This is a genomic window from Pseudomonas sp. E6002 (assembly GCF_013385565.1).
Taxonomy (GTDB): Bacteria; Pseudomonadota; Gammaproteobacteria; order Pseudomonadales; family Pseudomonadaceae; genus Aquipseudomonas.
In genome coordinates, this window is record NZ_JACAPT010000029.1 from 35,591 (window position 1) to 51,556 (window position 15,966).

General features: G+C 61.9%; 14 protein-coding genes. 6 read left to right on the forward strand and 8 right to left on the reverse strand.

Translation table 11 applies throughout. The annotated features are described in order from the left end of the window. Nucleotides 1-24 precede the first annotated feature (24 nt). On the reverse strand, nt 25-2,859 hold the full coding sequence (gene uvrA / locus HX815_RS23630; protein ID WP_003210046.1) for an excinuclease ABC subunit UvrA: 2,835 nt from the start codon (nt 2,857-2,859) through the stop codon (nt 25-27). Nucleotides 2,860-3,037: 178 nt separating this feature from the next. Here uvrA and HX815_RS23635 point away from each other — a divergent pair, with 178 nt between their 5' ends. Both HX815_RS23635 and HX815_RS23640 read left to right on the forward strand, forming a co-directional pair. Then, nucleotides 3,038-4,432 (forward strand): MFS transporter, encoded by a 1,395-nt coding sequence (locus HX815_RS23635; RefSeq protein ID WP_003210044.1) that lies wholly within the window; start codon nt 3,038-3,040, stop codon nt 4,430-4,432. Nucleotides 4,433-4,441: 9 nt separating this feature from the next. Next, nucleotides 4,442-4,960 (forward strand): single-stranded DNA-binding protein, encoded by a 519-nt coding sequence (locus tag HX815_RS23640; RefSeq protein WP_003210042.1) that lies wholly within the window; start codon nt 4,442-4,444, stop codon nt 4,958-4,960. Between the two features lie 91 nt (nt 4,961-5,051). Here HX815_RS23640 and HX815_RS23645 read toward each other — a convergent pair whose 3' ends face one another. Beyond that, nucleotides 5,052-5,960, reverse strand: coding sequence for a LysR family transcriptional regulator (locus HX815_RS23645; protein WP_177028963.1), 909 nt, complete (start codon nt 5,958-5,960; stop codon nt 5,052-5,054). A 103-nt stretch (nt 5,961-6,063) separates the two neighbouring features. On the opposite strand from HX815_RS23645, the gene tam reads away from it, so the two are divergent. Further along, complete coding sequence (tam, locus tag HX815_RS23650; protein ID WP_102370003.1) at nt 6,064-6,825, forward strand: trans-aconitate 2-methyltransferase; 762 nt, start codon at nt 6,064-6,066, stop codon at nt 6,823-6,825. A 12-nt stretch (nt 6,826-6,837) separates the two neighbouring features. Here the strand turns inward: tam and HX815_RS23655 are convergent, their stop codons facing one another. Continuing rightward, nucleotides 6,838-7,389, reverse strand: a complete 552-nt coding sequence (locus HX815_RS23655) for a cysteine hydrolase family protein (protein WP_102370002.1) — start codon at nt 7,387-7,389, stop codon at nt 6,838-6,840. A gap of 95 nt (nt 7,390-7,484) precedes the next feature. Here HX815_RS23655 and HX815_RS23660 point away from each other — a divergent pair, with 95 nt between their 5' ends. The 3 genes from HX815_RS23660 to HX815_RS23670 all read left to right on the forward strand — a co-directional run bounded on the left by HX815_RS23660 (nt 7,485) and on the right by HX815_RS23670 (nt 10,488). Then, entirely contained in the window at nt 7,485-8,465 is a 981-nt protein-coding gene (locus HX815_RS23660) for a GlxA family transcriptional regulator (RefSeq protein ID WP_177028964.1), read from the forward strand. 171 nt (nt 8,466-8,636) lie between these two features. Next, on the forward strand, nt 8,637-9,746 hold the full coding sequence (locus HX815_RS23665) for a DUF3182 family protein (protein WP_177028965.1): 1,110 nt from the start codon (nt 8,637-8,639) through the stop codon (nt 9,744-9,746). Beyond that, nucleotides 9,736-10,488 carry a S9 family peptidase gene (locus HX815_RS23670; protein ID WP_177028966.1) on the forward strand — a complete coding sequence of 251 codons (753 nt, stop codon included), beginning with the start codon at nt 9,736-9,738 and terminating at the stop codon, nt 10,486-10,488. Before HX815_RS23665 ends, HX815_RS23670 begins: the two co-directional genes overlap by 11 nt. Here the strand turns inward: HX815_RS23670 and HX815_RS23675 are convergent. From HX815_RS23675 to HX815_RS23695, 5 genes are all read right to left on the reverse strand, one after another. Then, nucleotides 10,475-11,455: a lysylphosphatidylglycerol synthase domain-containing protein gene (locus HX815_RS23675; RefSeq protein ID WP_177028967.1), complete on the reverse strand. Its 981-nt coding sequence runs from the start codon at nt 11,453-11,455 to the stop codon at nt 10,475-10,477. The two genes, HX815_RS23670 and HX815_RS23675, sit on opposite strands and share 14 nt — an antisense overlap. Continuing rightward, entirely contained in the window at nt 11,433-12,731 is a 1,299-nt protein-coding gene (clsB, locus tag HX815_RS23680) for a cardiolipin synthase ClsB (RefSeq protein ID WP_177028968.1), read from the reverse strand. Before clsB ends, HX815_RS23675 begins: the two co-directional genes overlap by 23 nt. Then, nucleotides 12,728-13,504 (reverse strand): endonuclease/exonuclease/phosphatase family protein, encoded by a 777-nt coding sequence (locus HX815_RS23685; protein WP_003210026.1) that lies wholly within the window; start codon nt 13,502-13,504, stop codon nt 12,728-12,730. The genes clsB and HX815_RS23685 overlap by 4 nt, the downstream gene beginning before the upstream one ends. Continuing rightward, on the reverse strand, nt 13,501-14,427 hold the full coding sequence (locus tag HX815_RS23690; RefSeq protein ID WP_177028969.1) for a DUF72 domain-containing protein: 927 nt from the start codon (nt 14,425-14,427) through the stop codon (nt 13,501-13,503). Before HX815_RS23690 ends, HX815_RS23685 begins: the two co-directional genes overlap by 4 nt. A 213-nt stretch (nt 14,428-14,640) precedes the next feature. Next, a complete protein-coding gene (locus HX815_RS23695) occupies nt 14,641-15,843 on the reverse strand; it encodes an MFS transporter (protein ID WP_177028970.1) in 1,203 nt (400 codons plus the stop codon). Nucleotides 15,844-15,966: the final 123 nt, after the last annotated feature.

The following is a 15,966-nucleotide window of genomic DNA, read 5'->3' on the forward strand; positions in this document are numbered from 1 at the left end:
GGGCTTTTTCGTGGGGCTGAACAATCAGTCCTTGTCGCGAGCCAGCAGAGGCTTGAGGTAGAAGCCGGTGTGAGACTGCTTCATCTCCGAGACTTGCTCCGGTGTGCCGACCGCAATGATCTGCCCACCTTTGGAACCGCCTTCCGGCCCCAGGTCCACCAGCCAGTCGGCGGTCTTGATCACATCCAGATTGTGCTCGATCACTACCACCGTATTGCCGTGGTCACGCAGGCGATGCAGCACGTCCAGCAATTGCTGAATATCCGCGAAGTGCAGGCCTGTGGTCGGCTCGTCGAGGATGTACAGCGTCTTGCCGGTGTCACGCTTGGACAGCTCGCGAGACAGCTTGACCCGCTGGGCCTCGCCGCCCGACAGCGTCGTCGCCGACTGACCCAGCTTGATGTACGACAGGCCAACATCCATCAGTGTCTGCAGCTTGCGCGCCAGGGCCGGTACCGCGTCGAAGAACACCCGCGCTTCCTCGATCGTCATCTCGAGGGTTTCGTGGATGCTCTTGCCCTTGTACTTGATCTCCAGGGTTTCGCGGTTATAGCGTTTGCTCTTGCACACGTCGCACGGCACGTAGATGTCCGGCAGGAAGTGCATCTCCACCTTGATCAAGCCATCGCCCTGGCACGCTTCGCAGCGGCCGCCCTTGACGTTGAACGAGAACCGGCCAGGCCCGTAGCCACGGGAGCGCGATTCCGGCACGCCGGCGAACAGCTCGCGAATCGGCGTGAACAGCCCGGTGTAGGTCGCCGGGTTGGAGCGCGGTGTGCGGCCAATCGGGCTTTGGTCGATATCGACCACCTTGTCCAGGTGTTCCAGGCCCTTGATGCTGTCGTGAGCGGCGGCTTCCAGGGTGGTCGCGCCGTTCAGTGCAGTGGCACTCAACGGGAACAGCGTGTTGTTGATCAGCGTTGATTTGCCCGAACCGGATACACCGGTCACACAGGTCAGCAGGCCCAGCGGGATCTCCAGGTCGACATTGCGCAGGTTGTTGCCACGCGCGCCCTTGAGGTGCAGTGCCATCTTCTTGTTGCGCGGGGTGCGTTTGGCCGGCACGGCGATCTTCACGCGACCCGACAGGTACTTACCGGTCAGCGAGTCAGGATGCGCCATTACTTCAGCCGGCGTGCCCTCGGCGACAATATGCCCACCGTGAACACCCGCTCCCGGGCCGATATCGACCACATAATCGGCCAGGCGAATCGCGTCTTCATCGTGCTCGACCACGATCACCGTATTGCCGATGTCCCGCAGGTGCTTCAGCGTGCCCAGCAAGCGGTCGTTGTCCCGTTGATGCAATCCAATCGACGGTTCATCGAGGATGTACAACACGCCCACCAGGCCGGCACCGATCTGGCTGGCCAAGCGAATCCGCTGGGCTTCACCGCCGGAAAGCGTGTCGGCACTGCGGTCCAGCGACAGGTAGTCCAGGCCCACGTTGACCAGGAACTGCAGCCGTTCACGAATCTCCTTGAGGATCTTGTCGGCAATTTCCCCGCGGCGGCCCGTCAGTTTCAGCGTGCCGAAGTATTCGCAGGCATCGCCAATCGGCAGGTTGGTCACTGCCGGCAGGGTCTTCTCGCCAACCCACACATGCCGAGCCTCACGGCGCAGGCGTGTGCCACGGCAATCCGGGCAAGGCTGGGTGCTGAGGAACTTGGCCAGCTCCTCGCGCACGCTGGCGGACTCTGTCTCGCGGTAGCGCCGCTCCAGGTTCGGCACGATGCCTTCGAACGGGTGCGAGCGTTTGACGATATCGCCACGGTCGTTCAAATACTTGAAGTCGACGTTCTGTGAACCGCTGCCATGCAGGATGAATTTCTGCTGTTCGGCCGGCAGTTCGTTGAACGGCACTTCCAGGCTGAACTTGTAGTGCGAAGCCAACGACCCCAGCATCTGGAAGTAATAGACGTTACGCCTGTCCCAGCCACGTATCGCACCCTCCGCCAGTGTGAGGTCACCGTTGACCAGGCGCTTGATGTCGAAGAATTGCTTAACCCCGAGGCCATCACAGGTCGGGCAAGCGCCGGCCGGGTTGTTGAAGGAAAACAGCTTCGGTTCCAGCTCGCTGATGGCATGGCCGCAGATCGGGCAGGCGAAGCGCGCGGAGAAGATGATTTCTTCCCCGGGTTCGTCGTCCATCGGCGCCACCAGGGCGATACCGTCTGCCAGCTTCAGCGCGGTCTCGAAAGACTCCGCCAGGCGCTGCTGCAAATCGGCACGCACCTTGAAACGGTCGACGACCACATCAATCGAGTGCTTTTTCTGTTTATCCAGCTTCGGCGCTTCGTCCAGCTCGTAGAGCTTGCCGTTGATGCGGGCACGCACGAAACCCTGGGCACGCAGTTCTTCAAAGACCGAAAGGTGTTCACCCTTGCGCTCGCGAATCACCGGTGCCAGCAGCATCAGCTTGGCGCCCTCCGGCTGGGCCAGCACCAGGTCGACCATCTGGCTGACGGTCTGGGCTTCCAGGGGAATGTCGTGGTCCGGGCAGCGGGGAATACCGACGCGGGCATACAGCAGGCGCAGGTAGTCGTAGATCTCGGTGATGGTGCCCACGGTGGAACGCGGGTTGTGGGAGGTGGATTTCTGTTCGATGGAAATCGCAGGCGACAGGCCTTCAATGGTGTCGACGTCGGGCTTTTCCATCATCGACAGGAACTGGCGGGCATAGGCCGACAGGGATTCCACGTAGCGGCGCTGGCCTTCGGCGTACAGCGTGTCAAACGCCAGGGACGACTTGCCGGACCCGGACAAGCCGGTGATGACGATCAGTTTGTCCCGTGGCAGGGTCAGGTCGATGTTCTTCAGGTTGTGGGTTCGAGCCCCACGAATCAGGATCTTGTCCAAGATGGCCTCGCACGGCGGGCGTAAATAATGCAGGAGTATACGGCTAAAGACTGGATGAATATACACTGTCAAAGTGCCGGGTGCCGCCTTACATGAAAGCTGCGCGGCAAAGCGCCGCATATACCCTCTCAATCGATGGGACTGGTAGAATCGCCGCCGGTTCACACGAGGTTTATCCATGCACGATCCCCACAGCGAACGCATGAGTGGCAGCGAGACCCGCGCAGCAAGCGGTCTGGCCCTAGTGTTCGCATTCCGTATGCTTGGCATGTTTATGGTGTTGCCGGTGCTGGCGACCTATGGAATGGATCTCGCAGGAGCGACCCCGGCCCTGATCGGCCTGGCGATTGGCGCCTATGGCCTGACCCAGGCGCTGTTTCAGATTCCGTTCGGCGTCATTTCCGACCGCATCGGCCGCCGGCCGGTGATCTACCTCGGCCTGATCGTCTTCGCCCTGGGCAGTGTGCTTGCGGCCAATGCCGACTCTATCTGGGGCGTGATCGCCGGACGCGTCCTGCAAGGCGCCGGCGCGATTTCCGCCGCCGTCATGGCACTGCTCTCCGACCTGACCCGCGAACAACACCGTACCAAGGCCATGGCGATGATCGGCATGACCATCGGTCTTTCGTTCGCCGTGGCGATGGTAGTCGGCCCGCTGCTGACCCGCGCGTTCGGCTTGCACGGTCTGTTCCTGGCCACCGGTGGCATGGCGCTGTTCGGCATCGTGATTGTCGCCTTCATGGTTCCGCATTCCACGGGGCCGTTGCAGCACCGTGAGTCGGGCGTCGCCAAGCAGGCATTGCTGCCGACACTCAAGCACCCGGACCTGTTGCGCCTGGATTTGGGTATCTTCGTATTACACGCAATGCTGATGTGCAGCTTCGTCGCCTTGCCCCTGGCCCTGGTGCAAAAAGCCGGGCTGCCCAAGGAGCAGCACTGGTGGGTGTACCTGACCGCGCTGCTGATTTCGTTCTTCGCCATGATCCCGTTCATCATCTATGGCGAGAAGAAACGCAAAATGAAACGAGTTCTGCTGGGCGCCGTCGCGACATTGATGCTCACTGAGCTATTCTTCTGGCAGTTCGGCGACAGCCTGCGGGCGCTGGTGATCGGCACGGTGGTGTTCTTCACCGCGTTCAACCTGCTGGAGGCTTCACTGCCTTCGCTGATCAGTAAGGTTTCACCGGCCGGCGGCAAAGGCACGGCGATGGGCGTGTATTCCACCAGCCAGTTCCTCGGTTCTGCACTGGGCGGGATCATGGGCGGCTGGATGTTCCAGCATGGCGGTTTGTCGGTTGTGTTCCTGGGATGCGCAGGTCTGGCTGCCCTCTGGCTAGCCTTTGCTGTTACCATGCGCGAACCTCCCTATGTGACGAGCCTGCGCTTGCCGTTATCGCCCGAAGCGATCCGCGAAGCCGGTCTGGTCGAGCGCCTTAAGGCCGTTGTTGGGGTTACGGATGCTGTGGTTGTTACTGAAGAAGCCGCCATCTACATCAAATTGGACACCGAATTATTGGATCGCGCGACGCTCGAGCAACTGGTCAACCCAGTGCCGACAGCGCGCCCAGCCTAGGAGAACGTTATGGCCCGTGGGGTTAACAAAGTCATATTGGTCGGTACATGCGGCCAGGATCCCGAAGTTCGCTACTTGCCGAACGGTAACGCCGTGACCAACCTGAGTCTGGCAACCAGCGAACAGTGGACCGACAAGCAAACCGGCCAGAAGGTCGAGAAAACCGAATGGCACCGTGTGTCGATGTTCGGCAAGGTTGCAGAGATCGCCGGTGAGTACCTGCGCAAAGGTTCGCAGGTCTACATCGAAGGCAAGCTGCAAACCCGCGAGTGGGAAAAAGACGGCATCAAGCGTTACACCACCGAAATCGTGGTCGACATGCAAGGCACCATGCAACTGCTGGGCGGCCGTCCACAGGGCGACCAACAGGGCCAGGGCGGCATGTCCAACTCGGCACCGCGTCCACAGCAGCAGTCCCGTCCGCAGCCAACCCAGCAGCCACAGCGTGAGTCGCGTCCAGCGCCACAGCAGGCCGCTCCTCAGCCGGCAGCCGACTTCGACAGCTTTGATGACGATATTCCGTTCTAAGGTCGCTTGAGACCCAGAACTGTCGCGTAACACCAGAAAACCCCCGGTGGCCTTGGCCCCGGGGGTTTTTCATTGCGGACACGGCAATCCGCTAAACGTCAGTAGAAGCGGCGCTCACCACCAACTCCCGAAACCTCTCCAATACCGACGACGTATCACCTACCCGGGTAGCCAGGTGCAACGGCGCCACCAGGCTCCGGCACTCCGAAAGCTCGCGATAAACAATCCCGTCGCCCCGCAACCGTTGCATTGAGGCAGGCACAATCGAAACCCCAAGCCCCGCAGCCACCAGGCTCAACGTCGCCGTCATGCGCGGCGCCTCTTGCACAACCTGCGGGCTGAAACCCGCTTCTCGACACGCCACCAGAATCGCGTCATACAACCCAAGCCCCACCCGGCGGCGATACAGCACAAACGCCTCGGTGGCCAATGCCGCCAATGGCAGCGGCGTCGACGGGTTGATAGCCAGTGGGTGGTCGGTAGGCAGCGCCAGCAACATTGGCTCCACCAGAATTGGCTGGTCCTGCAACGCCTGCGTCCCGCTCAGCGGCGAGCGAATGAACGCCGCGTCGAGCTTTTCGTGCAGCAACGCGTCCAGCAGTTCACCGGTACCGGCTTCTTCCAGTACCACTGAAACGCCGACAAAGGTTTCCCGAAACAGGCGCAGTACGCTGGGCACAAACGGATGCAAGGCGGCAGAGCTGGTGAAACCAATCGCCAGGCGTCCGCGTTCACCTCGGGCGGCGCGGCGCACAATGTCGGCCACACCATCGACGCTGCCCAAGATATGCCGCGCCTCTTCCAGCAAGGCCAGCCCCGCGGTGGTCGGGCGCACGCCTCGTGGCAGGCGCTCCATCAGCACCACACCCAACTCGGCTTCAAGACTTTGCAACAGGCGGGTCAGCGGCGGTTGCTGCATGCCCAGTCGTTCTGCCGCGCGGGTGATATAGCCTTCTTCGGCAATCGCGACGAAGGCCCTGAGCTGCCTGAGTTCCAGCATAGGGATACTTTTCAGGTATGGGAGATGATCAATCGTGGCATTTGTTCTCATGGATCACAAGATTTAGGCTGTCCTCACTCCTCACAGAAGAAGGAATGCCGCAATGACCTGGTCAGCCAAGCAATACTCGATGTTCGAACAACAGCGCACTCGTCCCGTCCGGGATCTGGTAGCAGCCATCCCTGAGGGTGACGTGCGTACCGCTGTCGACCTGGGTTGCGGCCCGGGCAATTCGACTGAAGTCCTGGCTGATCGCTTTCCGCAGGCAGTGGTCACCGGCATGGACAGTTCCGATGACATGCTGGTCGACGCCCGCAAGCGCCTGCCCGCGTTGAACTTCGAATTGGCTGATATTGGCGCCTGGAACCCGGCGCAGAAATTCGACGTCATCCTCGCCAATGCGTCGCTGCAATGGCTGCCTGATCACGCCACGCTGTATCCGCATTTAGTCAATCAACTGACCTCCGGCGGCACCCTGGCGGTGCAGACGCCCGACAATCTTGACGAGCCGGCCCACAAGCTGGCGCGGGAAGTCGCGGCGGACGGCCCGTGGGCCGCAAAGATCGGCAGCGTCAAACACAATGAACGCCATACCGCGAGCTACTACTTTGAGTTGCTGAGCCAACACTGTTCCACCGTGGATGTATGGCGCACCACTTACCACCATCCGCTGGCAGGTTCCGCCGCGGTGGTGGAGTGGTTCAAGGGTTCGGCGTTGCGTCCATTCCTGGCGCCCCTGACCGAGTCAGAAAGGAACGCCTTCCTCGACGAGTACCTGGCGCGGATCACCAAGGCTTATCCAGCGCTGGCCGATGGCACTGTGTTGCTGCCGTTTCCGCGCCTGTTCATCATCGCTACCCGGTAAGCGCGGAGAAGGTCAATCGGCGGACAAGAACTGTTCCGCCGATACCACGCTCGCATAAGCAAACCCCAGCGACGACATAAACGCCGCATGCACCTGGGCTGCCGGCACGACGCTGCCATTGAATTCCAGGTCCCGCGTGGCGCAGGCATCGTGGATCACGGTCACGCTGTAGCCCAGGTCCGACGCGGCGCGCACCACGCCGTCGATGCACATATGGCTCATGCTGCCCACCACCACCAGTTCGGTGATGCTGCGTTGTTCCAGCAGGGCCCGCAGGTTGGTTTCGCGGAACGCATTGACGAAATGCTTGAGCACCACGGGCTCGTCGGCCTGGTTCAGCACCTTGGGGTGCAGGTGTGCACCTTCCGAGCCCGGGGTGAAGAAGGGGGCATCGTCGGAGGTGAATTCGTGGCGTACGTGAATCACCGTATCGCCTGCCTGGCGAAATGCCTGTAGCACTTGCTGCGCCTTGTCTGCCGCCGCGTCCACTCCGTCTAGCGGCCACTTGCCCTGGGGGAAGTAGTCGTTCTGGATATCGATTAGGATGAGCGCTTGCTTGGCCATGTTGGTTTCCTTGTGAGGGTTGATGCGTCCAGTATCCTGGCTGGCGTGACGCCTGGGGATTGGCCGCACCGACAATAACAGAGGGAAAACTGACAATGGCGATCGTCGAACTCGGCGTGCTGATCTACAGCGGTGCGCAAATGGCCGCCGTGCATGGCTTGACCGACCTGTTCGCGGTCGCCAACCGGATTGCGACCGAGCATCAGTCCGAGCAACTGCCGTCCCTGCGCATCAGCCATTGGCAGGCTGAAACAGGCGGTGCGCCGACCCGCGTATTCGACAGCCAGCCCGGCCCAGGGCACGCGCTGACGTCCTTGCTGATTCCACCCTCCATTGCCGGCTTTTCCGAGGGCCAGGCGTCCGCCGAATTGCTGGATTGGCTGCGCCAGCAACATCGGTCCGGGACCATTCTGGGCGGGGTGTGCGTGGGCTCGATCCTGATGGCGGAAAGCGGCCTGTTGGACGGTCGCAGCGCCACCACGCACTGGACGTCGGCCAAGTCCTTCGCCGCGCGTTACCCGGCGATTCGCCTGGAGGCCGACAAACCCATCGTCGACGACGGTGACTTGATCACCACCGCCGGCCTCATGGCCTGGTCCGAATTGGGCCTGCGCCTGGTGGACCGTTTGCTCGGCCCGAGCATCGCTGCCAGCACCGCGCGTTTCCTGGTGATCGAACACAGTGACAGCGCCAGTGAGTGCGGCAGTAACTTTGCGCCGATCCTTGCCCATGGCGACGCTGCGATTCTCAGGGTGCAACATTGGCTGCAGGCCAGCGGTGCGGTGGATGTTTCGTTGGCTGCCATGGCGCAGGAGGCGGGACTTGAGGAACGCACCTTCCTGCGACGGTTCCGCGCCGCTACGGGGTTGAAACCCACCGAATACTGCCAGCACCTGCGAGTGGGTAAGGCGCGGCAGATGCTCGAGTTCACCAACGGCACCATTGATCACATCGCCTGGACCGTGGGGTATCAGGACCCCGGCGCCTTCCGCGCCACCTTCAAGAAAATCACCGGGCTGGCGCCAAGTGATTACCGCAGCCGTTTCGGCGTGACGCCCACCAAGGCGCAAGCCTGAATCGTGCAGAACGCCGCGACACCTTGAGCACTTCGTGCAGAATAAAACAGGCCAAGTGCTATCGCTTTTCCCGCAACTGATTGATTCCCCGCGCGTTTAAACAAACGCCGCCTTGGCTTGATCCCTGCTACCGTTTCCTTACACACATGGCAGCAGAGCCAAGGGGGACGCATGACCCCGACAAATCGCAAAAAAATCGTGGTGGCGCATTCAATCCGTCCGCAAGCGCCATTGCACGAAGTGGAGACCAACCGCGCCCTGGCCCGTTGGCTGGCGCACGTCCTCGGGCTCAAATATGGCGGCAGCTATAACCCTGAGCTGCACAGTGGGCGCGAGCTCTACCTGTTACCCACTCAGACGCTGGTCGGTGCGGCCCAGGCGCGGCAATTCGGCGTCAAAGGCCCTGAGGATCTGTGGGGCGGCTACGTCGATCACGATTTCATCTGCACCAAGGCCATCAGCCACGGTTTGCTGAATAAAAACGCGGTTGCGCCCGAAGGCTGGTCGCCGCTGTTTTCCGAGCGCATCCGCAATGTGGTGCTGGATGGGTTGAGTGTGCACGCCCTGGCAGATGCGCGGCCGGCGGCGACCCATTTGCTGTACACCGGCCCGATCCGTCTCAAGCCCGTGCATGCCTGCGCCGGTCGCGGCCAGGAAGTGATCCGCAGCCTCGACGAGTTCGATGCCATCCTCGCGCGCCCTGATGCGGCGCAATTGTTCAGCGACGGCGTGGTGCTGGAGCAGGACCTGAGTGACGTGGTCACCCACAGTGTCGGCCAGAGCTTTATCGGCGATCACGTCATCAGCTACTGCGGCGATCAATACCTGACCCGGGACGGGCAGGGCGAAGAGGTCTATGGTGGTTCCAACCTGTTGGTGGTCCAGGGCTACTACGAAGACCTGCTCAAGCTCGACCTGCCCGATGACGTGCGCCTGGCCATCCAGCAAGCGCAGGTCTTCGATAACGCGGCGGATGAGGCCTATCCCGGGTTCTACGCTTCGCGGCGCAATTACGATATCGCCCAGGGCCTGGACAGCGACGGCCAACGCCGCAGCGGCGTGCTCGAGCAATCCTGGCGCATGGGCGGGGCCAGCAGCGCGGAAGTCGCGGCGCTGCAAAGCTTCGTCAACAATCCCGGGCTGCGGGCGATTTATGTCTCGTCGGTAGAAACCTACGTCGACCAGCCACTGCCGGCTGACGCGATCGAGGTGTACCGGGGCCCGGCAGAAAACAGCGACTTTCTTCTCAAGTACGTGACGGTCAAATCCTATGACGGCTAGAAGCGAAACCATTGCCATTGATATCGACGACGAACAGATGAGCGGGACCTTCCTCAGTCCCAAATCGAAAGTACCGGGGGTGTTGTTTGTGCACGGCTGGGGCGGGAGCCAGGAGCGTGACCTGGAACGCGCCAAGGGTATCGCCGGGCTCGGTTGTGTATGCCTTACATTCGACCTGCGCGGCCATGCCGGCAACGGCATTCCGTTATCCCGCGTCACCCGCGAAGACAACCTGCGCGACCTGCTCGCGGCCTACGACCGCCTGTTGTCACACCCGGCCATCGACACCTCGGCGGTGGCGGTGGTGGGCACCAGCTACGGCGGTTACCTGGCCGCCATCCTCACTTCGCTGCGCCCCGTGCGCTGGCTGGCTTTGCGGGTGCCCGCGCTGTACCGCGACCAGGAATGGCTCAAGCCCAAGCGCGACCTCGATAAAGCCGACCTGATGGATTATCGCGGCACCTTTGTGCACGCCGAAACCAATCGCGCCCTGCATGCTTGCGCGGCGTTTACCGGTGATGTGTTGATCGTGGAGTCGGAGACCGACGACCACGTGCCCCACGCCACCATCATGAGCTACCGCGCCGCCTGCCGGCAGACGCATTCGCTGACTCACCGGATTATCGACGGTGCGGATCATTCCCTGAGTGATCCGGTTTCCCAGCAGGCCTACACCTCGATCCTGGTGGACTGGATTACCGAGATGGTGGTGGGCGAGCGCTTGAGCATCATCCAGTCGTAGGCGTTTTCTTCACGCGCAATGCCTTGGCCTTGGCTTCGACCGCGAGGTACATCACCAGGGCCACCAGCAGCGGCAGGATGAAGTAGATTGCGCGGTAGGCGATCAGCCCCGCGAGCAGACTGCCGCGGGACGCTTCGTGCTGCAGCAAGGCAATGAAGACAGCCTCCAGCACACCCAGCCCCGCCGGGATGTGTGTGACCACTCCGGCAATGCTGCTGATCAGCAACACCCCGAGCACCACGGGGTAATCCAGCTGCTTGGGCAGCAGGGTAAAAATCACTGCTGCCATCAGCGACCAGTTCAGCGCGCCGAGCGCCAACTGCAACACTGCCATGCGCAGCGACGGCAGGCTGATTTCAATCCCGCGTATCGACCATGCGCGCTTTTTCGACAAGCGACAGGCCAGCAGGTAACCCAGGCTCGCCAGTACCAACAGCACGCCGACGCCTTGCAACGCACCGCTGCTGAGCTTCCACCCCGGCGGCAATGTCACCAGCCCGCTGCTGAATACCGCGCCGGCGATCGCCATGTAGCCGAACCAGTTGGTGGCCAGGCTCAAGCCGAGGATCTTCGCGATGTTCCCGCTGCTCACCCCGAGTCGGGAATACAACCGATAGCGCATGGCGATGCCACCTACCCACGCGCTCAGGTTGAGGTTGAACGCATAGCTGATGATGCCCACCGGCAAAATCTGTTTCCAGCCCAACGGCTGGCGGATGTAGGTGCGGCCGATCAGGTCGAAGCACGAATACACCAGGAAACTGCACAGGGTCAGCGCACCCGCGATGAGCAGCGTGCGCAGCTTGAAGTTGCCCAGGGTGTCGAGCACTTCGCTCCAGTCGATACGCCGGGCGAGCAGGGTGAACAACACGATCAGCACCAGGAAAAACACTACCGTCAGCGGCTTTTTCCAGCGTTTCAAGAAGCCGGGGCGAGCGCTTTCTTCAGCGATGCGAGCTTGGGTCATGATCCGCACGCTCCTCAAGAACGAAGGGTTTCAACCTCGGCTTGTGGGCCGGCAACCAGCCAGTCCACGACGGAAAATGCCGCAGCACATGGAACACCACGAAACCCACGGTCACCCGCCAGAACCAGCCGCGAGGCGCGCGGTTTTCCGGCATGGTCTTGCAGTGGTTCTGGCTCAGATATTCCAGGCGCTCGAACAACTGCTGGTTGAAGCCACGATCACGAACCAGCACATTCGCTTCCAGGTTCAGCGACAGGCTCAGCGGGTCGAGATTGCTCGAACCCACCGTGCTCCACTCTTCATCCACCAGCGCCACCTTGCCGTGCAACGGACGCTGGCAATACTCGTGGATCACCACGCCTTCCTTGAGCAAATAGTCATAGAGCATGCGTGCCGCCAGCTTGGCCAGCAGCACATCCGGCTGGCCCTGCATGATCAACTGCACGTGCACGCCGCGCCGCGCGGCATTACGAATTTCCCGCAGCAGGCGGTAGCCGGGAAAGAAATAGGCGTTGGCGATCACCACCCGCCGCTCGGCCTTGCGCAGGGCGTGCAGGTAGGCCTCTTCGATATCGGTACGGTGTTGCAGATTGTCCCGGTAGATCAGCCGTACCAGGCCATCGCCTTCGCCGGCAGCCCATGGCGACGGGCGTTGCTCGCGCCGCCAGCCGCGCCGCTTGCGCACGCGCCGGCCGCTTTGTGCGAGGGCGAAATGATGCAGGTCGGCGACTGCCGGGCCCTGCACCTGCACGGCATAATCCTGCTTGGCTTCGGGGCCGAAATCCCCCAGATGATCCGCCGAGAAATTGATCCCGCCGATAAACGCCACACTGGCATCCACCACCACAATCTTGCGGTGCAGGCGGCGAAACCAGTTGGTGCGAAAACCCAGGGTCTTGGTGGCCGGGTCGAACATCTGCACGGTCACGCCGGCCTGGCTCAATTCGCTGAGAAACCCCGGCGTCAGCTCGCCACAACCAAAGCCGTCGAGGCTGGCGACAACCTTGACGCCACGCTGCGCCGCCTCGATCAAAATGCCTTTGAGCTCGTGGCCGACCTTGTCTTCGAAAAGGATAAAGGTCTCCAGCAAGATCTCCCGCTGGGCCTGGCGCATCGCCTCGAACACTTTGGGAAAGTAGGCCTCGCCGTTCTCCAGCAACTCGATCTGGTTACCGCTTTGCCAGCCGTAATCCAGGTCCCGGGCCACGGCATCATCCGGCGGTTGGTCGGTCGCGATGTGTTCCACCGCGACCTTTTCCAGTGGTGCGCTGTTCATAACTCGATCTCCACCGACAGCGGCGCATGGTCCGACAAGTGTGACCACGGGCGGCTGGTCAGGACTTGGGGCTGATGCACCTTGAGGTTGCGCACATAGATGCGGTCCAGCGGCAGCAGCGGCAGGCGCGCCGGGAAGGTGCGGGCCGGCTTGCCGTGGGTTTCGATAAACACTTCCCGCAGCCCGCAGTGGGCGAGATCGGCGCGCTGGCGCCAGTCATTGAAATCACCGGCGACAATCACCGGCGCGTCGGCGGGAATCTCGGCGACCCGCTGCGCGATCAGGCGCAGTTGCTGCTGGCGATGGACTTCCCGCAGCCCCAGGTGCACGCAGATGGCATGCACGTCCTGCACGTTGCCCGGCAAGCGCAGCACGCAATGCAGCAGCCCGCGACTTTCGTGGCCGCTCTGGGAGATGTCGAGATTGTCGTAGCGGATGATCTGGAATTTCGACAGCAACGCATTACCGTGGTCGCCATGGGGATACACCGCGTTGCGACCGTAGGCGTATTGCGGCCAGATACTGTCGGCGAGGAACTCGTATTGCGGCATGCTCGGCCAGTTACTGTAGCGCTTGGGGTGGCGTTCATGGGTGCCGTGGATTTCCTGAAGGAACACCACGTCGGCGGCCACACTGCGAATCGCCTCACGCAACTCGGGCAATATGAAGCGCCGGTTGAGCGCGGTGAAGCCCTTGTGGGTATTGACCGTCAGCACCCTGAAGCGGGTGATGGTTTCGGTGGGCGTGGTTGGCATCAGCTCCGGATGGGTCATGGCAACACTCCCGTGTCCGGCAACTTGCCGGGTTCGGTGGCCAGTGCCTGGTCCAGGCCAAAACGCTGCAGTAATTGGCGCGCGTCGAAGGGCGCGCGCACCTTGATGTCGTTATCGAAGTAGCAAAACACCTCGCGCTGCTTGCGGGCGCGGGGTTTGTGCTTCGGGTCGATCAACTGTGCATCGGCGGGTTGTTTGCCGTGGCTCCAGCGTTCGATGCGATCGCCCCAGCGCTTGAGCGCTTCGGGCGTATAGCCGCTGGCATACAGCGCTTTGTCCCCATGCAGGCGCAGGTACACAAAGTTGGCCGTGACGTCTTCCAGGTAGGGCCACTTGCCGGCTGTGTCCGCCACCACCAGGGCCACGCCGTGCTTGTCGAGCATCTCGACAAACTCCGGCACGGCGAAACTCTTGTGGCGAATCTCCACCGCATGGCGCAGCGGCTTTTTACCGTGGGCTTGCAGGCTCGCCTTGCCGTTCAGGCGCGGCTCATGCTCGCGGGCGAGGGCGGCGGCCTGCTGGGTAGTAGTGGGTAATTCGGCGAGAAAGGCTTCAAACAACGGCGGGTCGAATTTGAAACTGGGCGGGAACTGCCAGAGGATCGGCCCGAGCTTTTCCTTGAGTTCCAGCACCCCGGAGGCGAAGAAATTCGCCATCGGCTTGTGCACCTCCCGCAACCGCAGGATATGCGTGATATAGCGCGGCGCCTTGACGCTGAACACAAACCCTTCAGGCGTGTCGCCATACCACTCGGCGTAGCGCTTGGGTGTTTGCAGCGCGTAGAACGAGCCGTTGATCTCGATGCTGTTGACCGCCCGTGAGGCAAACTGCAGCTCGCGCTTCTGGGTCAGGCCCTCGGGGTAGAAATCCCCCCGCCAGGGCGTGTAGCGCCAGCCGGAAATGCCGATATGAATCGCGGCCATGGTGACTCCCGTGGGTTAACTGTGTGGTGACCTCCGTTTTTGGATGACTGTGAGGATCGGGAGAAAGTTTCGATGGTCCTACAGACGGCACCTCTCAAAATGTGGGAGCGGGCTTGCTCGCGAAGACGGTGGGTCAGTCGATATCTCTGTTGACTGACACACCGCTTTCGCGAGCAAGCCCGCTCCCACATTGGGTTCTTTATCGCTGCGGGATCAGTGCCCGCCAACCACCCGGGTCGAACTTTCGGCATACACCGGCCCCAGCCGGTCAAGGCGCCCGCTCCAGGCCGTCAGCGCCAAGGCCACCAACACCACCGAGCAGCCAATCCACGCCGTGTGGATCAAGCCCATGTGGGCGACGATCATGCCGCCGGCCCACGCGCCACCGGCAATCCCCAGGTTGAACGCCGCAATGTTCAGGCCCGAGGCCACGTCCACCGCGTTCGGCGTGTGATGTTCCGCCTGGCGCACCACATACACCTGCAAGCCCGGCACATTGCCGAAAGCGACCGCGCCCCACACCAGCACAGTGGCCAGGGCCAGCCATGGATTACCCGCGGTGAAGGTCAGCACGAACAACACAGCGGCGAGCAGGGCAAAGATGATTTTCAGGGCGCTGATCGGGCCGCGTTTGTCGGCCAGCTTGCCGCCCCAGATATTACCGATGGCCACCGAGATGCCATACACCAGCAACACCAGGCTGACGGTGCCGGCGCTGAACCCGGAGATGTCCTGAAGGATTGGCGCCAGGTAGGTGAACGCGATGAACGAGCCGCCGTAACCCACCGCCGTCATGGCGTACACCAGCAGCAGCCGTGGTTGTTTCAACACTTGCAGTTGCTGCAACAGCGACGCGGGCTTGCTGTGGGCGATGTTTTTCGGTACGTAGAGCAGGCTGCCGATAAACGCGATCAAGCCCAGGGCCGAGACGGCGAGGAAGGTTTCGCGCCAGCCGAAGTGCTGGCCGATAAACGTCCCCAGTGGCACACCGGTCACCAACGCGACGGTCAGGCCGGTAAACATGATGGCAATCGCGCTGGCGGCTTTTTCCTTGGGCACCAAGCTTGTGGCGATCGTGGAGCCAATCGAGAAGAACACCCCGTGGGCCAGGCCGGTGACGATCCGTGCCAGTACCAGGGACTCATAACTCGGCGCTTGCCAGGCCAGCAGGTTGCCGAGGGTGAACAGCACCATCAGCGACAACAACAGCAGTTTGCGTGGCACTTTGCCGGTGAGGGCGGTGAGTACCGGAGCGCCGATGGCCACGCCCAGGGCGTAGAGGCTGACCAGCAGGCCGGCGGACGGCAAGTCGACACCCAGGTCGGCGCCGATGGTGGGTAAGAGGCCAACGATGACGAACTCGGTCGTCCCGATGGCAAAAGCGCTGAGGGTCAGCGCGAGCAAGGCAATGGGCATGGCTGCAACTCCGGTGTGTTTCAATCAGGAGCGCAGTCTCGGGGTTCGGCTTGTGCGGAAAAAGACAGGTATTGGCATTTGATATTTGCCTGGGGCGCACGGATCGAAGTATACGGGGAACGA